Genomic DNA, 25,689 nt, shown 5'->3' with positions numbered 1-25,689 from the left:
TTAAATTTTTAATAAAGCAATACATTTTCAATAAAACTTGTAGTTGCTTTTCCTTGACAGAAAACCTCGTTTCTCATGATTTGATATTGAAAATCTAAGTTAGTTTCTACACCTAAAATAACAGTTTCGTTTAGTGCTGAACGCATTTTTTGAAGTGCCATTTCACGAGTTGGAGCGTGAACTATAATTTTAGCAATCATTGAATCATATTCAGTTGGTATTGTATAGCCTGTGTAAATAGCAGTGTCAACTCTTATTCCATTACCATCTGGTAAATGTATGTTTGTTATTTTTCCTGGACTTGGCATAAAGTTTTTTTCAGGAATTTCTGCATTTATACGGCATTCTATTGCATGTCCTCGTAATTGTATAGCTTCCTGTGAAAAACTTAATTTTTCATTCATTGCCACTCTAATTTGTTCAATGATTAAATCTGTTCCTGTCACCATTTCAGTAACTCCATGTTCTACTTGAATTCTGGTATTCATTTCCATGAAGTAATATGAGCCATCTGCTCCCATTATAAATTCTATAGTTCCAGCATTTGTATAATTTACTGCTTTTGCTGCCAGAATAGCATATTTATTTAGTGCTTCCCGAGTTTCTGGGGAAATTGCAGGAGATGGCGATTCTTCTACTAATTTTTGATGATTTCTCTGAACAGAACAGTCTCTTTCGCCAAGAGCCACTACATTTCCAAAATTATCAGCAATTACTTGAATTTCTATATGTCTTGGATCTTCTATAAATTTTTCAATGTACATAGTATCGTCACCAAACGCATTTATGGATTCCCGTTGAGCTACATTAAATAAAAATTCAAAACCGTTTCTATCTTTTACAACACGCATTCCTTTTCCGCCACCACCAGAAGAAGCCTTTACCATAACAGGGTAGCCGATATTTTCAGCAGCTTTCATTCCAGATTCTACATCATAAACAGGTTCTTTTGTTCCTGGTACAACTGGTACTCCAGCATCCATCATTGTTTTTCTAGCCTGAGATTTATTCCCCATTCTATCGATAACTTTAGCCGTTGGACCAATAAAGTTTATTCCATTTTCCTCGCACATTTTTACAAACTCTGAATTTTCCGACAAAAAGCCGTATCCAGGATGAATCGCATCTGCTCCCACATTCAAGGCAGCTGTAATAATACTTTCCTTATTCAAATAACTATTTCTTGCAGGTCCTTCTCCAATGCAAATACTTTGATCAGCCAATTTTATATGAAGACTATCCTTATCTTCCTTTGAGTAAATTGCAACACTCAAAATCCCCATGTTTCTACAGGCTCTAATAATTCTAACCGCAATTTCCCCACGATTTGCAATTAATATTTTTTTTATCATAAATATATCCCCTTTCTCTTTTTTTATTTTAAAATGATTTTATTATAGTTGATTTTGTTCAATATTATAATTTTATATGACATTATTAAGATTAATGATTTTTAATTAAAATTGATAAAAGTTATTTTTGGTAATAAATATTTTTTCTGCTTTTTTATGTTTTATCTTTTTTATAAAGCAAAGGGGAACAGTCGCCATCCCCCTTTGCAAACCTGGCTTGTCTAAGAATTTTTCTGAAATAAAAACGAAACTCGCTACGTAAAACTTCGCTCAAACAATCGTTTTTATTCCAAAAAAATCACGACAATTTTAGTTTAATTAATTCAAATGATAAGTAAAATTTCATTAAAGAAAAAATAACAGTTTGAGCTTTTTTGAGTAAAATTGAAACTATATTTAGTTAATGGTATCAAAATAATCTAAAAATAAGAAATTGATAAATAAAAATCAAGATTAAAAAAAATTATTAATCTGAATAATTAAGGATAAATTTGGCAATTTAATAAAATAATAAAAATAAAATTAGTATAAATTAGATTATTTAAGCAGCAGATTTTTTTAATTTAATACATTATATTTTATTCAATAAATTTTATTTTATCTTCAATTTCTGCATAACGCTCTTTTCCGATAATCTTTTCTAAATCGACATTCGATCTTATGTTATTTTTTTCAATTTCAGGAAGTAATTTTTTTATTTCCTTATTTGTAAATCCTATTTTTTTTAATTCTTTTTCATTTAACTTGTTAATGCTGCATTTTGTAATTTCACGTCCATAATTTTTGGTTGAATCCTGAATTTTTTCATTATCCACAAACAAAAATTTTTGTGCGATTTCAAAGCCAGACTTTCCAAATCCTGAAATATTTTTTACTTCATTAATATCTTTAATAATACCAACTTCATCTCTATATTTTACAAATTTTTCAGCCTTATTTTTATTAATTCCCAATTTTAGCAAATCCTTGTATTCAACATTATTAATATCAAATTTTACATTACTTTTTGTCAAATCAGCATCTTTTTTAGCCTTTTCCTTTTTATAATTTTTTTCCTTACTAATCTCAATTTCTGGAATATTTTTGTCCTCAATTAAAAGTCTTAAAAAATTTCCCGCAATTAACAGCATTACAAAAATAATGACATATTTTATTTTCATAAATAATCCCCCTTTTGATTACATTATACTTGAAATTTCCCCCAAATCTGCCACTTAAATAAAATAACTTATATTTTATGACAAATTATATCATATTGATTTGTTATTTGGTAGATAAAAAAATTAAAATTTGAATTTTATAATTCTGTAATCATTAAACAAAATTTTTAATTATTTAATTAAGTTATTTTCTTAATCACTTATTTTTTATAATATTTTAATTAATTATTATTTTTTTATTTATAATTCTAACAAAATTTTGCTTGGAATTTATTTTAATAAAATTATCTTTTGTAATTATACTAAAAATTGTCGTGATTTTTTTGTAATGAAATTGACTGTTTGAGCTTTTTCAAAACATTTAAGTTATAATCAATTTAAGAGTTAGTAATAACTTTTATTAAAAAGCGAGTTTCAATTTTATTTCAAAAAAATGCTTAGACGAGCCAGGATTATAAAGGGGATGGCGATTGATCCCCTTTATACTTAAAATATAAAAATAACTATTAATCAAAAAAATTTAGAAAATAACTTTGCTGAGTTTTTTGAAGTAGAAAACAAGAAAATAAAATAATTTTCTCATTTTTTTTTAATAAAAATATGGTATCATTATTATGAAATAAATGATTTATTGAATTTTAAAGAAGAAATTGAAATATGATAAGAGGTGATTTTTATGAAAAAGATTAAAGAAAATGTAAAGAAACTTCTTTTGCATTTTAAAAGTGGGGTTGAGAGATTTCCAATAACGATTATTTTAGCTTTTCTGCACTTTATTACAGGAATATACATAGCTGAAGTTAGGAGTTTTCAGTCTGATGAATTTGTTGAAGTTAATCTTCTTTTGTTTGGAAGTATTTTTATTACAGCAATGTGTGAGATGCTTTATGAAAAATATTTTTATAAGCAAAATAGATGGTTAGTTAGAGGTATTTATTCGGTTATAACATTTGCTGTATCAATTATTGTTTTTGTAGAGTATTTACGAACTAGTGATTATTACAATATTTATTATTTTACATTGATTCCGATTTCAATAGTTCTGTTTTTATTAATTCCTATTTTGAAAAAAAAGGAGAATAAAGAAAAATATTTACAGTCAGTATTTTCAAATTTTGTTATAACAGGTATTTTTGTGGCAGTTCTCTGGATTGGTATTGAAATAATACTGACAACAGTAAATTATTTGTTTTTTAATTCTGGAGATAGTTTATTTTTTAGATTGACTACTTATTCTTTTTGGTTTATAACTGAAGTATTTGGAGCATCATTGTTTTTATCTTTATTGAAAAAACCAGATGATAATCTTGAAAATTATGAATTTCCATTTATTTTTAATTTATTGATTAAATTTGTAATTATTCCATTAATTATTATTTATACAGGTGTTTTATATATTTATATGATGAAGGTTCTTATATCCATGCATTTGCCAAAAGGATTAATTTCTCACCTTGTACTTTGGTACACAGCATTTAGTGTCGCTGTTATGATTTTAATAACGCCATTTACACAGAAAGATAAATTTTTTGAGAACTTTAAGAAGTATTTTCCATATTTTTCGATACCCTTAATTTTTGCTTCACTATTTGCAGTTTTTCAAAGAACGTATCAATATGGAATTACAGAGAATCGGTATTATGTACTAATTTCAATATTCTGGCTACTTTTCTGCATGATTTTATATATTAGAAAAATGAATATCACAGGAATTTTTATAAGTTTAATTGCCTGTTTAGTCATTTCGGTTTATACTCCGCTTAGTGCCAAAAATGTAAGTAATTTTAGTCAAAGTCAAAGATTAAAAAGAATGCTTGTAAAATACGGAGCTTTAAAAGATGAAAAAATTTCTAAAATTACACAAAAATTGAATAATAGTGAAGGAAGTCAAATTTATACAACGCTTCAATATATATCTGATAACAGCACTATTGCAAAATTAAATTTCAAAAATGAAAAAGGTGAAGTTTATTCGACTCTTGGAGATTTGGAAAAAGGGCTGGATGTGAAAGAGTCATGGAAAGATTATTATTACAGAAGTGATGATGAAGGAAATTATGAAGAACGGAAAGTTGTCACATATAAAGTAAAAAATAGTGAAAATGCTGAAATTATATCTGATATAGCAGGTTATGATAACTTTATATCTTACAAGAATGTTTATAATGAGGATTCGACAAATCAGGAAAATGAATCTGAAAAATATAAAATTATTTTAAAAAATAAAACAATCACAATAAACAGTAAAGATGAAGCAGAACTTGCTAAAATAAACTACGAAGATGTAGTAAAACAAATAGCATCCAAATTAAGAACTTCAAAATTACCAGTTACAAGTGATACAGTATATGAAGTTCCACAAAAGGATTTGGAATATATTGGAACAATAGGAAAAATTAATTATAAAATTTCTTTAAGAAGTATTAATGAGGAAATAATAAATGGAAAACCAAAAGATTTATATTATGAAGAATTTGATTTTATGTTTTCTGAGAAGAAATAGTTTTATATTATACCCCATTTAAAAAGCGAATATTATATTTTAATTATTTAGAAATATTAGGTTTTACTCCTTTGCTAAATAAGTTTATAATAGACCTGTTCGATAACTATATATATTTAGAATTTAATAAAACAAATATTCTAAAGCAAGGGGTCTTGACCCCTTGTGAAAATAAAAAAACTTAGGTTATCGAACACATCTAATAAATTCCTTGTTTAAATGGGGTTTAGTATTAAAATAACGGTAAAACAGCGGCAACTCTTGAATTTAATTAAAAAAAATGTTATTATGACATAAAATAATTAATTTTTGTAGAAGGAGAGAAATGAAAGAGCGTATAATAGGTATAATTTATTTGATTGTATATTGTTTAGTTTATCTTTGTATTCTAATTCCCGTAGTTGGAATTATTGCTTTTGTGCTACTTATTTTACTTAATTTAATAAAAGTCGAAACTAGATATATTGATATTTTATTTTTATTGTTAATTTTATCAATTCCAATGTACAATTTTTTTAAGCCAGTTAAGCAAAAAGCTGATTTATGGATGAATAAACTTGTAAAATTATACGAGAAAGTCTTGAGTAAATATGTGAATCGTATGAATAAAAAATATAAAAATGATATGAATTTTTTATATGAAGACCTGAATCCAGATAAATTTATAGAATGTATAAAACATGAATATAAAAAATATAAGATACTTTTAAATATTAATCTTAGTCTTGGATATTATTTTAAGGGAGATATAGAACAATCATATAAATTTTTAAAAAATATTGATTTGTCGGAAAAATCAGTATTAGATGAAAATTCCAAATTATCAATTAATATTAGAAAGGCTGCTTTGTTAAACAAAATTGGAAGAAAGGAAGAAGCAATAAATATTTACAATAACCTTATAAAAAAAGATGATTTTGATATTGAAATAAAAAATTCATTGGAAAATTTAAAAATAGATTTGTATTATGAGAATGATAACGAGAAAATGATAAATCATATACAAACGTTATTACAAAAAGAAACAATAAAATGTTTTGTTATTGATTTAAAATTTCAACTTGCAAAATATAAAGAAAAAGCAGGAGAGATAGAAGAAGCAAGAAAATTATATGAAGAAGTTATCAAAAATGGGAATAAGTTATATATTGTAGAAGAGGCAAAAGAAAAGTTGAATAAAATGTAAGTATAAAAAAATAAATCGGAATATATTCAAAATATTGATTAATTCCGATTTTTTGTTGATTTAAATATTTTTAACTATGTTATGATTTTTTTTATTTTAATATTAAAATAGTTTTTCTGCTACTTCTATATTTTTCACAAAACACACTTTTCCATCTTTCCTGTACTCCAAAAGCATTGGATAAATTTCCACTCCATTTTTTATCGCTTCATAAAAAGTTTCTGAAAAGTCCCTGTCGATGATATGTTCAGGTGCAAAAATTTCTGATTTTCTAAAAATTAAAATAAAAACAGCCGTCCTAAATCCCTCTTTTTTAAGTTCTATGAGTTCCTTCAGATGTTTTAAGGCACGCACAGAAGGAGAGCCAGGAAATTGGGCAGTTTTTCCATTTACCAAAGTACAGCCTTTTACTTCGACATAAATTTTATCCTTTTCAGTTTCCAGATAAAAATCCAGCTTGCTGTTATTATGCTTAATTTCGGGCTTTATATACAAAGGCTTTCCAAATGGGGAAATTTGTGCATTGTTAAATATAGATTCTGTAATATAGCGATGAAAGGCTGTATTAATAAGTATAATTTCTCCATGAACTTTTACTGCGATTACGTCCCATCTAGTTTTTCGATTCTCATTATTAGCCTTTTTTATAAGCAATTCAGCTTCATCAATCAATAATTCCGTCAGCCTGCCGGTATCATGCAAATGAGCAAAATCTTCTCCAGAATAATCTTCATTTTTACAGTTGCTTTTAAATTCAAATCTAACTGTAAATCGGGTAACCCTTTCTTTAAAATTTACAATTTTATCATAATTTATTGTATAAAGAATTTTATTTTTTTTCATTTATCTTTCCTCTTTAAGTAGTTATGATTTTAGAATATCACATTTAAAATAAATAAACAAGAAAATTTTATGACTATTAATAAAGTAAAAAATATGTGATATAATAAATGATAATTTAAAAAATAGGTTTAATAAAAAGAAAGGAAAATATTATGTTTGCAGATATTATTAAAGTATTTATTTTAAGCCTTGTGGAAGGGCTTACAGAATTTATACCTGTCAGCAGCACAGGGCATATGATTATTGTGGATCAGTTTTTGCAGCTTTCACAAAATGAGGAGTTTGCCAATGCATTTAAGATAATTATACAGCTGGGGGCGATTTTATCGGTAGTTGTATATTATTGGAAAAGAATTGTTCCATTTGCAAAAGGGCTTAGCAAGAGTCAGAGGGCTGATATTATTCAGATGTGGATAAAAATAGTAATTGCAGTGCTTCCTGCAGTTGTGCTGGGACTTTTGTTTGACGATATTATTGATAAAGTGCTGTTTAATTCGGTAGTTGTGGCAATAATGCTGGTTATCTATGGAGTTATACTTATTTGGCTTGAATCTAGGAAGAAAAAGGAAGGCGGAATTGCTTCAATTACTCAGATGTCAGTAAAAACTGCAATTGGAGTAGGGCTGTTTCAATGTCTTGCGATGATTCCTGGAACTTCGAGATCGGCTGCTACAATTATTGGTGGAGTTTTGCTTGGATTAAATAGAGTTTTAGCAACGGAATTTTCATTTTTTCTTGCGATTCCAACAATGCTTGGGGCGACACTCTTGAAACTGGTAAAACTTGGTACGGCTTTAAGCGGGTATGAATGGTTTCTGATTGCTTTAGGATTCGTTTTATCATTTGTATTTGCGTATGCTGTGATAAAAGTCTTTATGGATTACATTAAAAAGCATGATTTCAAGGTATTTGGATATTATCGAATTATTCTTGGGATAATTGTGCTGGTGCTATACTTTATGGGAGCTATAAAATAGATGATAAGAGCGAATATTGAGATTAATCAGAACAAACTTGAGGAATTTATGCGTGTGCTTTTACCTGAGCACTATGATATTCTTTTTGAAAATAGTGAAAATGATGTGGAAATTAGTGTTAATTTTAGAAAAAATCAAGATGTGGAAAACTTTGACAATGATTGTGGAAAACTAAAAGATTCAGAAAGGGATAATACAGAAACAATTACTGTAAATACAGCATTAATTGATAATAAAAATGGAAAAATTTTAAAAGAAGTAACATTTTCACATAAGAAAGTCAATGAAGAATATTTTGATCAGGCAGAAGTTATGGCAAAAAGTTCCTTAATGAAACTTTTTGATAAAAAAAATGAATATAAATGGGGTATTTTAATAGGAGTACGTCCTACAAAGATTGTAGGGCGTTTTTTAAAGATGGGATTATCTTATAATGAAATTAACGAAATATTGGAAAAAATATATCTTGTAAGCAATGAAAAAAGAAAACTTCTGCTAGACATTGTAAAACGTCAAGAGCCATATCTGGACAAAGAAACAATAGGAATTTATATCGGAATCGCTTTTTGCCCTACAAAATGTTCATACTGTTCATTCCCAGCCTATCTGCTACGTGGAAAATATGCAGAGCGATATGATGAATACATAGGGTCTATTTATCACGAAATCCGTGAAATTGGTCAATTAACACAGGAATTAGGCTTAAAAATTAATACGATTTATATTGGTGGAGGAACGCCTTCAATTTTAACGGCGAAAGAAATTGACAAATTGCTAAAAACAGTAAAAGAAAACTATAATTTAGATTATTTAAAGGAATTTACATTTGAAGCTGGAAGAATTGATACGCTGGATGAAGAAAAATTAGCTATTATCAAAAGCTATGGAATAAATAAAATTAGTATAAATCCGCAGTCTTTTAATGAAAAAACTTTAAAACTTGTAAATCGTTATCACGATAGGGAGCAATTTGATAATGTTTACAAACTTGCTAAAAATTTTGGATTGGAAATAAATATGGACTTGATTTTAGGCTTGCCACGTGAAACTACAGAAGATATTTTGTACACAATGGAAGAAATTTCCAAATACGATATGGAAAATCTGACAATTCACAATTTGGCAATAAAAAATGCCAGCCGTCTTAACAAAGAAAATTATGCTCATGAAGAAATACTGGATTATGAAAAAATTTACAAGAAAATTGAAAATGTAACTGAAAATAAAGGGCTTTTTCCATATTATATGTATCGCCAGAAAAATAGCTTTCAATGGGGAGAAAATCTAGGCTATTCACTAAATGGAAGCGAGTCGATTTACAATATAGAAATGATTGAGGAAAATAAGACAATCATTGGAATTGGGGCTGGAGCGATTACAAAACTTATCTGGTTTGATGAAGAAAAAAATCGGGATAATATAAAAAGGCTTGTGAATCCCAAAGATCCGCTGGTATGGATGAATGAGCTGGAAGATCGGCTGGAACAGAAAAAATCTGAAATTCAGAAGTTATTTGAAAAATAAATATTTTTTAAAGAGAGAACGATAACAGTTTTCTCTTTTTTTATTTTGAAATATTATAAGATAAAAAATAATTGAATATTTTGAAATATATTAGTATGTATTATTCTTTAAATAATAGGTATTTTTAGATAATATTTCATGATATGTTTTAAATTGATTTAATTTTAAATTAATATATATAAAATTAACAAAAGTCAATGTTTACAGGTTATTTTTGAAAAGTAAAAAAACAAAAAATATCGTCTAAAAAAATGAACTCATAATTGTTATTATGAAAATGTTTGTAGCTATTATTATTGCTACAAAGTTAAGAATTATGGGGTGAAAGTAGGCAGTGGAAATTGACTTTAATGAGAGTGACTTGTTAAAAGAAGTTTTAAATTTTAAAATTGCAAGTAGAAAATATTTAGAAGAAAAATATGGATTTAAAAGATTGGATTATACTATTGAGAATATAAATGATTTTTTAAGAAACAACAATAATGGAATAATACACAAAACTAAACACTATTTGTATTATTTTGGAAAATATGATGAAAAAATATTTAAAATAGAAGATAGAAACATAAACATGAAAATGTTGTTTAGAAGGGAACTTATTTCAATTATTGTATTATTTAAAAAAGAAAAATTAAATATTTATCAATTTAATAAACAAATAAATCGAACACAGGAAAATACAAAAAATATACAAAATGATTTGAAGCAGATATTAAAAAATTTTAATATCAAATATTCAGAATATATGAAATGCGAAAGTATTGAAAAATTATTTAAAGAAAAAAATTATAATATAAAAGAAATAGGTGAAGGTTATTTGAAGGAAATTTTATCTAAAAGATTAGAAAAAATTTATCTTGGAAAAAGTACGTATCAAGAAAATTTTTATTTTAAATTACTTAATGACATTTTGGGTCTTAAAAATATCAAGTATATCAAAAAAGTACTTTTTTCATACATAGAAACATATACCAATATAATTTCAACAGATGAAAAATATAGTATGTTAACATATTTAATTTCTAATATAAAAAATGATAATCTAAAAAGTAGATTCAATATAAAAAGAAACAAGGAAAATGAAGAATATTTTTTTATACTAAATAAAATTTTTAAAAAAGAAAAAATAGAAATGAATCTAAAATTTGCAACAATGTTTTATAAAAAGTTACATAAAAAAAGAGAAAATTATAAAAAAGTAATGGATGAAATTAATAATGAATTGTCATTTGATGAAACTGTAAAAATACAAAATAAAAATATTGAAAAAATAAATAATCAAGATAAAATACAAATTTATAACATTGCAGAATCATCAGTACATTTTGAAAATGAAAATTTATTGAATAAACAAATAGTAAAACAGTATATTCAGTCTGACAAAATTCCTAAAATCTCAACATTAGTATTAATAGATTTGGAAGAAAAAGAAATTTTAAGAACATATAATAAAATAAAAAAACTTTTTAATTTTATAAATATAGTAAAAGTAGAACATTTAGTATCATTTAAAAAAATAATTTCTAAAATCAGCAATGATTATGAACAAATTCTCTTAATTTCAAGTTCAAAATTTGTGAATACAATAAAAAATTTTTCAGATATACCAATTTATCATTTTGAAATAGAAAAAGAAAAAGGAGCACTGAAAAATCGGATTCATTTTTTAAAACAAATGATATATTTGAGAACAATGATGTTACAACATCTAGAATTTAAAAAAGAAAGAAAAATATTTCCTAAAAAGATTAAAAATTAAAAATAAAATTAAAATAATTGGGTGCATTTCAAAAAAAAGAACAAAAAATAGTAATAAACCTTCTAAAAATAACAAGTTATTTTTTTCACTATAAATAAGAAGTTTTATAGATTTTTGTTAGAAAAAAAATATTAAAAAATTTTATAAAATATGTTTGCTTTTAAAAATTTTTTGAGGTATAATAAGACATAGAGTGAGAACAATATTATAATGATTACAAAACAAAGCAAATAAATAAAAAAATTGAAAGGATGTGTTGTTAAATAATGAACGCATGGAGAGGATTTAAAGAAGGAAACTGGAAAGACAACATTGATGTTACAGAATTTATCAGATTGAATTACACTGAGTACTTGGGAGACGACAGTTTTTTGGAAGGACCAACAGAAGCTACTACTGAATTGTGGAAAAGTCTTTCAGAAAAATTCAAGGTAGAAAGGGAAAAAGGTATTTATGATGCAGAAACTAAAATACCTTCACAAATTGACGCTTATGGAGCAGGATACATCAATAAGGATTTGGAACAAATCGTAGGATTGCAAACTGACGCTCCTTTAAAAAGAGCAATTTTCCCAAATGGTGGATTGAGAATGGTAAAAAACAGTTTGGAAGCATTTGGATATGAACTAGATCCCCAAACTGAAGAAATTTTTACTAAATATAGAAAAACTCATAATGATGGAGTTTTCTCAGCATATACTGATCAAATCAGAAAAGCAAGAAAAACAGGAATTATAACTGGACTTCCAGATGCTTACGGACGTGGAAGAATTATTGGAGATTATAGAAGAGTTGTACTTTACGGAGTAGACAGATTAATTGCTGACAGACAAAATCAATTGAAAAATATGGATCCAGCTGAAATGACAGAAGATGTAATAAGACTTAGAGAAGAAATTTTTGAACAAATTAAAGCATTACATGCATTAAAAAGAATGGCTGAAGCTTATGGATTTGACATTTCACAACCTGCAACTAATGGTAAGGAAGCAGTACAATGGTTATATTTTGCATACTTAGCTGCTACAAAAGATCAAAATGGAGCTGCAATGAGTATCGGAAGAACTTCTACATTCTTAGATATTTTCTTGGAAAGAGATTTGCAAGAAGGAACTTTGACTGAAAAAGAAGCTCAAGAAATTATGGATCACTTTGTTATGAAATTAAGAATAATCAGATTCTTAAGAACACCTGAATATGATGCATTATTCTCAGGAGATCCAGTTTGGGTAACTGAATCAATCGGTGGTATTGGAGAAGACGGAAGATCATTAGTTACTAAAAACTCATTCAGAATTTTACATACATTGTACAACATGGGAACTTCGCCTGAACCAAACTTAACAGTTTTATGGAGTGAACAATTACCTGAAACTTGGAAAAAATTCTGTGCTAAAGTATCAATTGATACATCATCAGTACAATATGAAAATGACGATATTATGAGACCACAATTTGGTAATGACTATGGAATCGCTTGTTGTGTATCTCCAATGACTATCGGACACCAAATGCAATTCTTTGGAGCGAGAGTAAACTTACCAAAAGCATTATTGTATGCAATTAATGGTGGAAAAGATGAAAAATTAAAAATTCAAGTAACTCCAGAAGGACAATTTGAGCCAATTAAGAGTGAATATCTTGAATTTGATGAAGTATGGGAAAAACTTGATAAAGTATTAGACTGGTTAGCTTCAACTTATGTTAAATCATTGAATATTATTCACTATATGCATGATAAATATTCTTATGAAGCATTAGAAATGGCATTGCATGATGTTCATATCAGAAGAACAGAAGCATTTGGAATTGCAGGGTTATCAATCATTGCAGATTCATTGGCAGCTATCAAATATGGTAAAGTAAAAGTTGTAAGAGATGAAGAAGGGGATGCAGTTGACTATATCAATGAAAAAGACTATGTTCCATTCGGAAATAATGACGATGCGACAGATCAGTTTGCAGTAGACATTACAAGAAGATTTATGAACAAATTAAGAACTCATAAAATGTACAGAGATGCAACTCCAACACAATCTGTATTAACAATTACTTCAAACGTAGTATATGGTAAGAAAACAGGAAATACTCCTGATGGAAGAAGAGCTGGAGCACCATTTGGTCCAGGAGCAAACCCTATGCACGGAAGAGATACAAGAGGAGCTGTTGCTTCACTTGCCTCAGTAGCTAAAATTCCGTTTGAAGATGCAAACGATGGAATTTCTTACACATTTGCAATTACACCAGAAACATTAGGTAAAAATTCAAATGAAAAACAAACTAACCTAGTTGGATTAATGGATGGATACTTCAATCAAACAGGACATCACTTGAATGTAAACGTATTTGGAAGAGAATTGCTGGAAGATGCAATGGAACATCCTGAAAATTATCCTCAATTAACAATCAGAGTTTCTGGATATGCAGTAAACTTTGTTAAATTGACTAAAGAACAACAATTAGATGTAATTAACAGAACAATCTCAAGTAAAATGTAATTGAAAATTGATAAAAATCTGAAAATTAACTGGTAATTTTCAACTAATATGAGCAATGTCGCATAGTTTCATAAAATATGAGTTATGCGGCATTCTTTTCTATTGTATGATAATTTATATTAAACTCCATTTAAAAATGGGAATAAATTTTTATAATAGGGTTGTTTGATAGTCAATTCATAAGCATTTAACTAAATTATTTTTTATTATTTTTTAGATATTTTGATTAATAAATATTTTTTCATATTACTATGTTTTTTCATTTTTATTTTCGTAGGATTGCTCATTGCCGCAAAACCTTATCTTGCAGTAAAGGTTTGTCCTAATAATTAAAATTGTGGCAAGATTGCTACGCAATAACCTATGGCTAGTCTACGACATTTCTCTGTACTGACAAAAAACTCGCTATGCTCAAACAGTTTTGTCAGCACAGAAAAATGCTCCGACAGATTAGTTTATACTAGACTATGTTTAAAAAAATGAAAATAATATAGTATTAAATTCCACTAGGAAATAGTATAAAATAAAATTTAAGTTATCGAATAATTTATTGAATAAAAAAAGAAAGAGAGAAATTAATATGGAAGTGAAAGGGTATATACATTCGTTTGAATCATTTGGGACTAAAGATGGACCAGGAATTAGATTTGTGTTATTTTTACAGGGGTGTCCGCTTAGATGTCTGTATTGCCATAATGTTGATACTTGGGAAATTAAAGATAAAAAGATTGTGATGACTGCACAGGAAGTCATGAAGGAGATTCTGAAAGTAAAAGGATTCATAAAGACTGGAGGAGTTACAGTTTCTGGGGGTGAGCCTTTGATGCAGCCTGAATTTTTGATGGAGTTGTTTAAGCTTTGTCGTGAAAATGGGATTCAAACGGCACTTGATACATCTGGGTATATTTTTAATGAAAAGGCAAAAAAAGTGCTAGAGCTTGTAGATATGGTACTTCTTGATATTAAGCATATAAATCCTGAAAAATATAAAATATTAACCTCAGTAGAACTTGACAATACATTAAAATTTGCAAAGTATTTGAATGAAATTAATAAGCCGACTTGGTTAAGATATGTACTAGTTCCAGGGTATTCTGACGATGAAAATGATTTGCATGAGTGGGCAAAGTTTACTTCTCAGTTAACGAATGTGGAAAGAGTGGATGTTTTACCATTTCACCAAATGGGGCAGTATAAATGGGAAAAGGTTGGAAAAGAATATAAATTAAAAGATACACCGACACCAACGAGAGAATTAGTTGAAAAAGCTGAAGAAATTTTTAAGTCTTATGGATTAAAATTGCTGGGTAAATAAAATTAAGGGAATTGGTTCTAGCTTTATTAGAATCAGTTCCCTTTTGGTATTTATTTATTTTCACTTATTTGTTCAATTCTATAATTTAATTCGTCAAAATCAATAATTTTAGCTTGTCTGTGTATCTCTCTGCCTTCATAAAATAGAATAACTACTGGGACTGAAAATAGACTTAATTGCCCAACAGCTTCAGGAATTTCAGATGCTTCGATATGATAAGCAGTAAAATTTTTCTCATTAACAATTTTCTCAACTTTTGGCATATCAGAGTGACAGATGCTGCAATTATTCATTGAAACGTATAATAAAAAATATTTTTCTTCTTTTATTTTATTAAGTATTTGTTCATAATTTTCAAGTTTTTTCATATAATTTTTTCCTTTTTTATTTTTTAAATTTTACCGAATAAATTATATTTTTTGCTTGCCCTAAATCGTCAACTTGAGCGATTCCGATACCAATGACTTTAGATTTGAAGGGTTTAAAATCATATTTTGAAGTAAATATATCTATTTTTGCTGAATCTTCTGGAGTAAGTAAAGTTATGTGCGGATCAAAACTTGTAAATACATTTGGAGAGCCGTACAAATTAAAGGATTTTACTTTTTCAGGAATAGATTTTGCCCAGTCAGGAACTTGTGCGTCCTTTGCACGAGATTTGTTTAAGCTGACTGTTATTTCGTCTGCAAGCTGTTGTATAGTTTCATTGTTTTGAGCATCAAGCATAAACCAGTTTCCGCCAGTTTTTCTTAATCTGTAAAATTCTATATCAAAGGATTTTGTCTGATTTGCAATCTTATTGACAGTATCTTTTATTGTTTTTAGTGCTTCAGGCTTATATTCTGTAAGGTAAAGAGTTAGATGAACTGCATATCCTTTGGAATAAAGGCTTTCGATTCCTGCCTCTTTAAGCCCTTTTGAAATATTTTCCACATTTCTAGTTGCGTTATTATCCATAATTACAAAAACATTGTAATTTACATTGGAAAAAATGTTTAGACAAAACATTAAAAAAATTGAAAAAAATAATTTTTTCATAATAAACCTCCTAAATTTTTTTATTTTAGATTACTTTTACTACATTATACCTTAAAATATTTTAAAAACAAGATTTAAGACTAAACTTCATAAAAAAATAGAAATAAAATTATAAAAATCTTTAAGATGATTGCTTAATGATAAAATTTAATTAAAAGGTATTTTAATAGTGTCTAAATAAGTACAGTAGCATAGTCTTATAAAAAATAATTTTAATTTCATGAATTTTTTGATTTTCGTTATTTAAACGCGAAATAATACAAAAAGGATTTTAACTAATTATAGAAATAAAAATTGAAAAAACTTTCAAAAATCAGATTATTATATGGTATAATATATATAATGTAAGAAAAGTTTTTAGGAGAGAAAATTGTTGAAAATAGGAATTGTAGCTGAATATAATCCATTTCACAATGGACATTTGTATCAAATCAGGAAAATTAAGGAGATATTTGGTGAAGATGTTTTGGTTGTGGTAGTGATAAGTGGGGATTTTGTTCAGCGGGGAGAAATTTCATTTTTGGATAAGTGGGAGAAAACATATGTTAATTTAGAATATGGAGTAGATTTGGTTGTGGAGTTGCCACTTTATTATTCAATTCAGAATGCGGAAATTTTTTCAAGGATGGCAACAAAAATTTTGGATTATTTGGGTATAGATATTCAGGTTTTTGGAGCGGAAGAGGCAAATATTGAAGTTTTGCAAAAAGTGCTTGAACTGCAGAAAAGGCAGGATTATAAGGACAAGCTTATGGAATATATGAAAAAAGGCAACAGCTACAGCACTTCTCAAAGACTGGCATTAAAGGAATATAATTTAGATGGAATTGTGAAGTCAAATAATATTTTGGCTCTGGAATATATGCGTGAGATAGAAAATAGCAATCTTAAAATAAAACCGTATATTATAAAAAGAGAAATTTCAGAATATAATGAAGAGAAAGTTTCTGAGGATAGGGAAGAGTTTGCTAGTGCTTCGTTTTTGAGAAATGAATTGGAGAAGATTTTGGATAAATTTTCTGAAGAAAAATTTGATTTTGAAAAAATAAAAAAATCTATTACTGAAAAAAAATGTAGTTTTTTAAAAAATAGAGGAGTAGAAAATTCAAAAGAAATTGTTAAAAAAAGTTATAATTTTGAGAAAAAGCAAAGCATTGGAGAAAAAATAAGTTTAGAAAGTTTGAAAAATGTAAAAGCAGAAGAAAAAATCTTTTGGAAGCTAGAAGAAATTCAGAAATTTATACCAGAAAAATCATTTGAGATTATTTTTAAAAATTTAGAATGGAAGGTAAATAACAGAATTAGTGGAGATAAAATAAAGGAAGAAATCTTTAAAATTGTGAAATATAAGGTTTTGACAGAAGAAAAAGAAAAAATAATGGAAATATATGATATAACTGAAGAAATTTATGCTAGAATATACGGAACAATGTTGAATTCGCAAAAATATATAGAATTTTTGAAAAATACAAAATCTAGAAATTTATCGAATAAACGTGTAGAACGGATTATTTTGAATATTTTACTAAATATAAAAGCTAAGATGATGGATTTTGAAATAAATTATGTAAGAATTTTAGGCTTTAATAAAAAGGGTCAGGAATATTTGAAAGAAATTCGTAAAAATAATAAAATTGAAAACTTTGATGCGAAAAATGATTTTCAGAAAAAAGATGTCTTTGTAAATTGGAAAGATATTGAAAAATTTGGAAAATTTGATAAAAAGGATGAAAATACAGAAAGCTTGGAAAATCAAGAAAATTTTTTGGAAAAAATACAAGTTGAAAAAAATGGATTTTTGATAAAAGAATTAATTTTAGGAAAAAAAAAGAAATTAAATCCGATTGTTTGTTTATATTGAATTGTTTTAACAAATAAAATATAAAAAATTATAAAAATGAATAACCATAATTTTTGTATAACGAAGATTTAATACAGTTTGTTAGAAAGAAGACTAAAATTAAAAAATATTGTATTAATGAATTTTATAAATAAAAAATAAAAAGAATAGGAGAGGATTATAGAAATGGGATTGTTAATAACAATTAATGTGCTGTTTATGATATTTTTCTTTGTGATAGCGTATATGTCAATACGGTATTTCATTAATCAGATTGAGAAGTATCCGAGAATTACATTTGAAGAGGTGTATAATAGTAAAAAATTGAGACAGAAGTATAATATTGAGAATAATAAGGCAAATCCTTATGATTATGGGTATAATTTTAAGGAAGTTGAGTATAAGTCAGGAAAAATTCAGCTTTATGGATGGCTTATTGAGAACAAGGAAGCTACAAAAACTATGATTATTTCGCATGGACGTGGCGTGAATAGATTATCATCGTTGCAATATCTGGGAATGTTTAAGGATATTGGCCTTGATAATGAGTATAGTTTTTTTATTCCAGATTTGAGAAATTCTGGAAAGTCTGATGTGGCTAAAACTAAGATGGGATACTGCTTTGGACAGGATATTTTTCATACAATGGAAATGCTTAATGAAAAATTTGGGAAAAATAATTTTACGCTATATGGATTTTCACAAGGGGGAATAGGTTCCGCCATTGCGTCTAAAATGTATATAAAAACGCTTCGGAAAAAAGGAATAGTTATTGATAAACTTATATTAGACAGTTCGATTTCAAATATAAGAAAGAGAATTAAGGAAGATGCAAAAAAACGTCGTGTTCCAAAATTTATTGTAAGTGTTATTGTAAGAATTTTTAATTTAAGAGTTGGAAGCCATCTTGATAAGCTTAGATTATCGTATTTGCTAAAAAGAATACCTACTTTGATAATACAGTCTAAAAATGACAAGGCTACAACTTATGGAATGCTTATGGAAGAGTATAACGAACTTGCACAGAATGAAAATATCAAGCTAAAAGTTTTTGAAAAAGGTTCACACACAAGAATTTATGCTGATCCTGAATGTAAAGATGAATATGCTGAGGCAGTAAAAGAGTTTTTAACAAATTAAAGCGATAAAAACTGAATAAATTTAAAGTTTGAAGATACAAGTTATAACTTTTAGGTTTGTTTTAAGCAATATAAAAAACAGAAAGGTAGAAAATTTAATGAGTTCAAGATTAACGAAAAAAAGTTACATAATTTACGGGCTTGGGGTTTCATATTTTATGATTGACCAGATTTATAATCAATGGCTGTCGTATTACTATTTGCCGCCTGAAACGGAGAAAAATTTAGTTCCGCTGTTAAAGCCTCAATATTTAGTTCTAGCATTTATTTTTGCAAGAATTATTGATGCAGTATCAGATCCCGTTGTGGGATTTTTATCTGATAACTCAAAATCACGGTTTGGAAGAAGATCAATATTTATGCTAGTTGGAGGATTACCGCTTGGGATTCTTACGGTTATGTATTTTTATCCGATTAAAAGTTCGCAGATGGCAACACTTATTTATTTATCAGTTGTTGGGGGACTGTATTTTACGGCATATACTTTAGTCGCAGCACCGTATAACGCTCTAATTCCAGATTTGGCTTCAACTAAGGAAGAAAGGCTTAATCTTTCTACAATGCAGTCAACTTTTAGGCTCATATTTACTGGGGTTGCGATGGTTCTGCCGGGTATTTTGATTTCAAAATTGGGAATGGTAAATGGAGTACTGAATACAGAAGTTGGAATACGTAAAACAGTAATTTTGATTACAATATTGTCAGTTTTGGGGATTTATGCGTGTATATTTTTTCTAAAGGAAAAGCAGCTTACACAAAATCGTCCTAAGACTGAATCGCTTGGGTTTATGAAATCAATTTCACATTTGAAGGATAAGGAAATTATTTTGTACTTTTTAGGATATTTCTTTTTCTTTTGTGGATTTAACATACTTCGTGGAGATTTAACATATTATTTGAGCGCTGTAATGCAAAAGGATATTAAATATTTGACTGTAATATCAGTTGTGCTGTTTGGAATGGCGGGGCTGTTTTTTCCGATTACAAACAAGTTTGGGAAAAAGTATTCGTATAAGAAAATATTGATTGTGGATATGCTGCTTTTAATAATCGGTACTTTTGGTCTATTGTTTATTAATAAAAATAATTCAATTTTTGCATATTTACTTTTTGTAATTTGTGGAACAGGATTAAGTGGTGCAGCGTTTATTTTCCCACAGGCAATGCTTAGTGAAATTTCTGCAAAACTGTCAGAAACCAAAAAAGTAAGTTTGGAAGGCTTTATGTTTGGAATACAGGGAATGTTTCTAAAATTGGCATTTCTAGTGCAGCAAGTTGTTCAGTCAACTTTACTTGTTGTGGGTAATCAGAATGTTCAGAATGGCGTAAAAGGTGCAACTGAAATCGGAGTTAAAGTGACACTTGTCGTGGCGTTAGTTCTGTTTGGCGTTTCACTGTTTTTCTATAATTTGAAAAAAGAGGATTAATTTTAGTTAATTATTGATATTTATAAATAAAAAATGGAGGTTTTTATGAAAATTGAAGATTTGCAAAAAGAGGCAAAAACATTGAGAAAAGATATTATTGAAATGATTTACAGGGCAAAATCAGGACATCCGGGAGGTTCACTTTCGATTGCTGATATTCTGGCTGTGCTTTACTGGAAAGAAATGAATATTGATCCAAAAAATCCAAAAATGGAAAACAGAGACAGATTAGTTCTTAGTAAAGGTCATGCTGCTCCTGCACTGTATGCGGCTTTGATAGAAAAAGGATTTTTAGGAGATGAAGGGAAAAATCTTATTCCAACACTTAGAAAATGGCACTCTCCGCTTCAAGGACATCCTGACATGAAAAAACTGTCTGGAGTTGAAATGTCAACAGGCTCACTTGGGCAAGGACTGTCTGCGGCAAACGGAATGGCTTTGAGCGCAAAAATTTACAATAACGATTTCAGAGTCTATACAATCTTAGGAGATGGAGAATTGCAGGAAGGTCAAGTTTGGGAAGCGGCTATGACAGCTGCACATTACAAGCTTGACAATTTAGTTGCGATAGTTGACTATAACAACTTGCAGATTGACGGAAAAGTTTCGGATGTAATGGATGTCGCTCCAGTTGGGGAAAAGTTCAAGGCTTTCAAATGGAATGTAATTGAGATTGACGGACACAATTATGAAGAAATCATAAATGCTCTTGACACAGCAAGAACAGTTAAAGGACAGCCGACAGTAATAGTTGCAAACACTGTAAAAGGAAAAGGGGTTTCATTCATGGAAAATAACGCTGGATTCCACGGGGCTGCTCCAAATGATGAAGAATACAAGAAGGCAATGGAAGAATTGAGTTAAGATTAAAATTACTGTGCTAACAGGATATTATAAACTTTAAAAAAAAACTGAATATCAATATAAAAATAGGAGAATATGAGAATGGAAAAAAAATCAACTAGAGTGGCTTATGGAGAAGCGTTAGTTAAATTGGGAAAAGTAAATAAAGATGTGGTGGTACTGGAAGCAGACTTGTCAAAATCAACAATGACTGCATATTTTAAAAAAGAGTTTCCAGAAAGACATATAAATGTGGGGATTGCAGAAGCTGATATGATTGGAACAGCGGCAGGTATTGCAACGACTGGGAAAATACCGTTTGCGTCAACTTTTGCACATTTTGCCGCGGGACGTGCCTTTGACCAGGTTAGAAACTCGGTGGCATATCCACAATTGAATGTTAAAATTTGTCCAACTCACGCAGGGGTTTCGTTAGGAGAAGATGGAGGTTCGCACCAGTCAGTTGAGGATATGGCTTTAATGCGTGCAATTCCAGGAATGGTAGTGCTATCGCCAGCAGATGCAGTAGAAACTGAAAAAATGGTCTTTGCGGCGGCTGAATACAAAGGGCCTGTATATGTAAGGCTTGGAAGACTAAATATACCAGTATTATTTGATGAAAACTATAAATTTGAAATAGGGAAAGCTGCAACTTTGAGAGAAGGAAATGATGTAGCAATATTAGCGACTGGCCTTATGGTATCAGAAGCTCTTGAGGCGGCGAAATTACTAGAAGAAAAAGGAGTAAAAGCAAGAGTGGTAAATGTTTCTACGATAAAACCTTTAGACACAGAAACAGTTCTAAAAGCAGCAAAAGAATGTAAATTTATTGTAACAAGTGAAGAACATTCAGTAATTGGAGGGCTTGGAAGTGCAGTTTCAGAATACTTGTCAGAAGTTCATCCAACAAAAGTTGTAAAACATGGAATACAGGATGTTTTTGGACAAAGTGCGGATGGAGAGACTATGCTTACAAATTACGGGCTTAGAGCGAAGGATATTGCAGAAATTGTCTTGAAAAATTTATAAATCAAATTGACAAAAATAGAGAAAAAATGATACTATAAATTCAGGTTTTGGAGTTAATCGCTTGAAAATTTATTTTTAAGAGGAAAGTCTGGACTTTGCAGGGCAAGGGAGGCAGCTAACGGCTGCTGGGAGAAATCTTAAGGAAAGTGCCACAGAAAATAAACCGCCTGTTCTTTCAGGTAAGGGTGAAAAGGTAGTGTAAGAGACTACCAGTAATTTAAGGAATTAAATTAGCTAGGTAAACCCCTCTCAAAGCAAGAGCAAGCAGAAAGCTGTTAAGAGGCGGCCCGTCTTGGCTTGATTGGTAGCTCGCTAAAATCCGTAAGTAATTATTGATTTAGATAAATGATTAACGAATACAGAATCCGGCTTATACCAAAGCCTATCAAACTCAGAAAATTTTCTGAGTTTTTTTGTTTTGAAAAAGTTCTATTTTTAAGTGAATCTCATACTAAACTCCATTTAAATAATGAATTTATTAAAGAATCTAGTATTTCAAAATAATTAAGATATAATTTTTTGTTTTAATTATCAGTATAAACCTTTACTGCAAGATAAGGATTTGTGGCAATGAGCAATCCTGCGAAAAAAAGAAAAAAACGAATAAAAATAGTAAAAAATGATATTAAATAAAATAATCCAATATTAAATCCCATTATAAAATAGAAACTATGTTAAGAACCAAAAGTTTTAATTTCTTACTAAATAGTATGTAGTTCAAAATTTATTAAACATTTGATATTTAAACAGAGAACCGTATTAATTTCATTCTTTGTGGGTTTTAAAAGCATTTACGTAAATGTCTTGACAAATTAAAAAAATAGTTATATAATATGCCCGCATAGTAAAACAACTTTAAAATTGGATACAAAAAATTAAAACTATTCTATTTGAGTTATTAAGTTTAATGCTTTTAGTATTCCAATTTTGAAGTAGTTTAATAACAAAAATTATAAAACAAATTTGAAAGGAAACAATTAAAATAGTGAACTACAATTTTACAGATTTTTTACAAAAAAGAAATGAAAAACAAATAAGTGAAATGACAAATCAAGAAATTTACTATAAATTACTTGAATATGTTAAAGAAAGAGCAGATGAAAAAACTGCAAACAAATCTAAAAAGAAAATATATTATATTTCTGCAGAATTCTTAATTGGAAAATTATTATCAAATAATTTGATTAATTTAGGAATTTATAAGGAAGTAAGGGAAGAATTGAAGGCTGCAGGAAAAAACTTGAGCCATATTGAAGAAGTAGAAACTGAACCTTCATTAGGAAACGGTGGACTTGGAAGACTTGCTTCATGCTTTGTTGATTCGATGTCAACTTTAGGAATTAATGGAGAAGGAGTCGGACTTAACTATCACTGCGGACTGTTTAAGCAAGTTTTCAAGAACAATGAGCAAAAAGCTGAGGCAAACTACTGGATAGAAGACCAAAGTTGGCTAAGAGATACAAACATTGGATATGAAATTAAATTCAAAAACTTCAGTTTACATTCAAAATTAAAAAGAATTGATATTTTAGGATATGAAAAAGATACAAAAAATTATTTGAATTTGTTTGATATTGAGAGCATTGACTACAATTTGATAGAAAATGGAATATCATTCGATGAAGAAAATATTGAAAAAAATCTAACATTATTCCTATATCCTGACGACAGTACAAAAAAAGGGGAATTGTTACGTATTTATCAACAATATTTCATGGTATCAAATGCAGCAAGATTGATTATTGCTGAAGCAACTGAAAAAGGAAGCAATATTCATGATTTAGCAGACTATGCCTTCGTTCAAATTAACGATACACACCCAAGTATGGTAATTCCTGAATTAATCCGTATTATGACAGAAGAGCATAATATTTCTTTTGAAGAAGCAACAGAAATTGTAACAAAAATGACAGGATATACAAATCATACAATTTTGGCAGAAGCATTGGAAAAATGGCCTTTAGACTATCTGGAAGAAGTTGTGCCAAATATTGTTGAAATTATAAAAAAATTGGATGAAGTTATAAAAGCTAAATATTCAGATGAAAAAGTACAAATTATTGATGGACAAAATAGAGTTCATATGGCAAATATGGATATTCATTTTTCTTCAAGTGTAAACGGAGTTGCTTATCTGCATACTGAAATCTTGAAAAATAGTGAACTTAAAGAATTTTATGAAATTTATCCAAACAAATTTAATAATAAAACAAATGGTATTACATTCAGAAGATGGCTTGAAAGTTGTAACGAAGACTTGGCAGATTACTTGAAAGAATTAATTGGTACAGGATACTTGACAGATGCTGAAAATCTAAAAGAACTTTTAAAATATGTTGATGATAAAAATGTTTATGAAAAATTATCAAAAATCAAACACGAAAATAAAATTAAATTGAAAAAATACTTACAGCATACACAAGGAATTGTTATTGATGAAAACAGTATCATTGATACTCAAATTAAGAGATTCCATGAATACAAACGTCAACAAATGAACGCTTTATATGTAATTAAAAAATACTTAGACATTAAAAATGGAAAATTACCAGAAAGAAAGATAACAGTATTATTCGGTGGAAAAGCTGCACCAGCTTATATCATTGCTCAAGACATAATCCACTTAATACTTTGCCTATCAGAAATAATAAATAACGATCCAGAAGTAAACAAATACTTAAATGTTTACCTAGTTGAAAACTACAATGTAGGATTAGCTGAAAAAATTATTCCAGCAACAGATATTTCTGAGCAAATCTCGCTTGCTTCAAAAGAAGCCAGTGGAACTGGAAATATGAAATTTATGCTAAATGGAGCATTAACTCTTGGAACGATGGATGGAGCAAATGTGGAAATTCATGAACTTGTAGGTGACGATAATATCTATATTTTCGGAAAACATAGTGATGATATAATAGAATTATACGAAACTTCTGGTTATGTTTCAAAAGATTACTACATTCAAGATGGAATAAAAGAAGTAGTTGATTTCATAACTTCTGATGAATTAATAAAAGTAGGAAACAAAGAAAGATTAGAAAGACTTCAAAATGAATTAATAAACAAAGACTGGTTCATGACGTTAATCGACTTTGAAGATTATTACAACACAAAAGAAAGAATGTTTAAAGATTATGAAAACAAAGACTTGTGGTACAAACAAGTAATAAATAACATAGCAAAAGCAGGATTCTTCTCATCAGATAGAACAATCGCACAATATGAAAATGAAATTTGGAAAACTAAATAAATTTTA

Annotated in this window: 18 protein-coding genes and 1 other RNA gene; 14 read left to right on the top strand and 5 right to left on the bottom strand. The window is 28.3% G+C overall.

The genetic code is table 11. From position 1 onward, the window contains the following. Nucleotides 1-8: 8 nt before the first annotated feature. On the bottom strand, nt 9-1,352 hold the full coding sequence (gene accC / locus QU666_RS10225) for an acetyl-CoA carboxylase biotin carboxylase subunit (RefSeq protein ID WP_021769073.1): 1,344 nt from the start codon (nt 1,350-1,352) through the stop codon (nt 9-11). A gap of 578 nt (nt 1,353-1,930) precedes the next feature. Continuing rightward, nucleotides 1,931-2,512, bottom strand: a complete 582-nt coding sequence (locus tag QU666_RS10220; protein ID WP_021769074.1) for a helix-hairpin-helix domain-containing protein — start codon at nt 2,510-2,512, stop codon at nt 1,931-1,933. Nucleotides 2,513-3,188: 676 nt separating this feature from the next. Between QU666_RS10220 and QU666_RS10215 the strand changes: the two genes are divergently transcribed. After that, nucleotides 3,189-5,015, top strand: a complete 1,827-nt coding sequence (locus QU666_RS10215; protein ID WP_021769075.1) for a DUF4153 domain-containing protein — start codon at nt 3,189-3,191, stop codon at nt 5,013-5,015. Between the two features lie 325 nt (nt 5,016-5,340). Next, on the top strand, nt 5,341-6,201 hold the full coding sequence (locus tag QU666_RS10210) for a lipopolysaccharide assembly protein LapB (protein WP_021769076.1): 861 nt from the start codon (nt 5,341-5,343) through the stop codon (nt 6,199-6,201). 102 nt (nt 6,202-6,303) lie between these two features. Here QU666_RS10210 and sfsA read toward each other — a convergent pair whose 3' ends face one another. Next, complete coding sequence (gene sfsA / locus QU666_RS10205; RefSeq protein ID WP_021769077.1) at nt 6,304-7,044, bottom strand: DNA/RNA nuclease SfsA; 741 nt, start codon at nt 7,042-7,044, stop codon at nt 6,304-6,306. Between the two features lie 152 nt (nt 7,045-7,196). Here sfsA and QU666_RS10200 point away from each other — a divergent pair, with 152 nt between their 5' ends. The 5 genes from QU666_RS10200 to pflA all read left to right on the top strand — a co-directional run bounded on the left by QU666_RS10200 (nt 7,197) and on the right by pflA (nt 15,117). Continuing rightward, the gene (locus QU666_RS10200) at nt 7,197-8,021 is read left to right on the top strand and encodes an undecaprenyl-diphosphate phosphatase (protein WP_021769078.1); all 825 of its coding nucleotides are present in this window, start codon (nt 7,197-7,199) and stop codon (nt 8,019-8,021) included. Further along, nucleotides 8,022-9,545, top strand: coding sequence for a coproporphyrinogen III oxidase (locus QU666_RS10195; protein ID WP_021769079.1), 1,524 nt, complete (start codon nt 8,022-8,024; stop codon nt 9,543-9,545). It abuts the gene before it with no gap. Nucleotides 9,546-9,879: 334 nt separating this feature from the next. Further along, a complete protein-coding gene (locus QU666_RS10190) occupies nt 9,880-11,304 on the top strand; it encodes a hypothetical protein (protein WP_304984825.1) in 1,425 nt (474 codons plus the stop codon). A gap of 266 nt (nt 11,305-11,570) precedes the next feature. Continuing rightward, on the top strand, nt 11,571-13,802 hold the full coding sequence (gene pflB, locus QU666_RS10185; protein ID WP_021769938.1) for a formate C-acetyltransferase: 2,232 nt from the start codon (nt 11,571-11,573) through the stop codon (nt 13,800-13,802). Nucleotides 13,803-14,388: 586 nt separating this feature from the next. Beyond that, complete coding sequence (pflA, locus tag QU666_RS10180) at nt 14,389-15,117, top strand: pyruvate formate-lyase-activating protein (RefSeq protein ID WP_036071733.1); 729 nt, start codon at nt 14,389-14,391, stop codon at nt 15,115-15,117. Between the two features lie 50 nt (nt 15,118-15,167). Here pflA and QU666_RS10175 read toward each other — a convergent pair whose 3' ends face one another. Next, nucleotides 15,168-15,485, bottom strand: a complete 318-nt coding sequence (locus tag QU666_RS10175) for a thioredoxin family protein (RefSeq protein ID WP_021769999.1) — start codon at nt 15,483-15,485, stop codon at nt 15,168-15,170. A gap of 16 nt (nt 15,486-15,501) precedes the next feature. Beyond that, nucleotides 15,502-16,155, bottom strand: a complete 654-nt coding sequence (locus QU666_RS10170; protein WP_021770000.1) for a 2'-5' RNA ligase family protein — start codon at nt 16,153-16,155, stop codon at nt 15,502-15,504. Between the two features lie 373 nt (nt 16,156-16,528). Between QU666_RS10170 and QU666_RS10165 the strand changes: the two genes are divergently transcribed. The 7 genes from QU666_RS10165 to glgP all read left to right on the top strand — a co-directional run bounded on the left by QU666_RS10165 (nt 16,529) and on the right by glgP (nt 25,683). Continuing rightward, complete coding sequence (locus tag QU666_RS10165; RefSeq protein WP_021770001.1) at nt 16,529-18,016, top strand: nucleotidyltransferase family protein; 1,488 nt, start codon at nt 16,529-16,531, stop codon at nt 18,014-18,016. 165 nt (nt 18,017-18,181) lie between these two features. Continuing rightward, nucleotides 18,182-19,135, top strand: coding sequence for an alpha/beta hydrolase (locus tag QU666_RS10160; protein ID WP_036071722.1), 954 nt, complete (start codon nt 18,182-18,184; stop codon nt 19,133-19,135). 97 nt (nt 19,136-19,232) lie between these two features. Next, nucleotides 19,233-20,561 carry an MFS transporter gene (locus QU666_RS10155; RefSeq protein WP_036071726.1) on the top strand — a complete coding sequence of 443 codons (1,329 nt, stop codon included), beginning with the start codon at nt 19,233-19,235 and terminating at the stop codon, nt 20,559-20,561. A gap of 45 nt (nt 20,562-20,606) precedes the next feature. Beyond that, complete coding sequence (locus QU666_RS10150; RefSeq protein ID WP_304984824.1) at nt 20,607-21,425, top strand: transketolase; 819 nt, start codon at nt 20,607-20,609, stop codon at nt 21,423-21,425. A gap of 81 nt (nt 21,426-21,506) precedes the next feature. Beyond that, nucleotides 21,507-22,433, top strand: a complete 927-nt coding sequence (locus QU666_RS10145; protein ID WP_304984823.1) for a transketolase family protein — start codon at nt 21,507-21,509, stop codon at nt 22,431-22,433. 41 nt (nt 22,434-22,474) lie between these two features. Further along, nucleotides 22,475-22,822: RNase P RNA component class A (gene rnpB, locus QU666_RS10140), an RNA gene on the top strand. 596 nt (nt 22,823-23,418) lie between these two features. Further along, complete coding sequence (gene glgP / locus QU666_RS10135) at nt 23,419-25,683, top strand: glycogen/starch/alpha-glucan family phosphorylase (RefSeq protein WP_021768939.1); 2,265 nt, start codon at nt 23,419-23,421, stop codon at nt 25,681-25,683. Nucleotides 25,684-25,689: the final 6 nt, after the last annotated feature.

It is taken from the genome of Leptotrichia sp. HMT-225 (assembly GCF_030644325.1).
Lineage (GTDB): Bacteria > Fusobacteriota > Fusobacteriia > Fusobacteriales > Leptotrichiaceae > Leptotrichia > Leptotrichia massiliensis.
The sequence above is the reverse complement of the archived record's forward strand: the minus strand, read 5'-3'. Positions and strand labels throughout refer to the sequence as shown.

Coding starts and splice junctions, on each gene's coding strand:
- sfsA (WP_021769077.1), bottom strand. CDS start 7,044: ATGAAAAAAAATAAAATTCTTTATACAATAAATTATGATAAAATTGTA.
- pflB (WP_021769938.1), top strand. CDS start 11,571: ATGAACGCATGGAGAGGATTTAAAGAAGGAAACTGGAAAGACAACATT.
- QU666_RS10200 (WP_021769078.1), top strand. CDS start 7,197: ATGTTTGCAGATATTATTAAAGTATTTATTTTAAGCCTTGTGGAAGGG.
- QU666_RS10195 (WP_021769079.1), top strand. CDS start 8,022: ATGATAAGAGCGAATATTGAGATTAATCAGAACAAACTTGAGGAATTT.
- QU666_RS10210 (WP_021769076.1), top strand. CDS start 5,341: ATGAAAGAGCGTATAATAGGTATAATTTATTTGATTGTATATTGTTTA.
- accC (WP_021769073.1), bottom strand. CDS start 1,352: ATGATAAAAAAAATATTAATTGCAAATCGTGGGGAAATTGCGGTTAGA.
- QU666_RS10160 (WP_036071722.1), top strand. CDS start 18,182: ATGGGATTGTTAATAACAATTAATGTGCTGTTTATGATATTTTTCTTT.
- QU666_RS10145 (WP_304984823.1), top strand. CDS start 21,507: ATGGAAAAAAAATCAACTAGAGTGGCTTATGGAGAAGCGTTAGTTAAA.
- QU666_RS10155 (WP_036071726.1), top strand. CDS start 19,233: ATGAGTTCAAGATTAACGAAAAAAAGTTACATAATTTACGGGCTTGGG.
- QU666_RS10220 (WP_021769074.1), bottom strand. CDS start 2,512: ATGAAAATAAAATATGTCATTATTTTTGTAATGCTGTTAATTGCGGGA.
- QU666_RS10175 (WP_021769999.1), bottom strand. CDS start 15,485: ATGAAAAAACTTGAAAATTATGAACAAATACTTAATAAAATAAAAGAA.
- QU666_RS10215 (WP_021769075.1), top strand. CDS start 3,189: ATGAAAAAGATTAAAGAAAATGTAAAGAAACTTCTTTTGCATTTTAAA.
- QU666_RS10150 (WP_304984824.1), top strand. CDS start 20,607: ATGAAAATTGAAGATTTGCAAAAAGAGGCAAAAACATTGAGAAAAGAT.
- QU666_RS10170 (WP_021770000.1), bottom strand. CDS start 16,155: ATGAAAAAATTATTTTTTTCAATTTTTTTAATGTTTTGTCTAAACATT.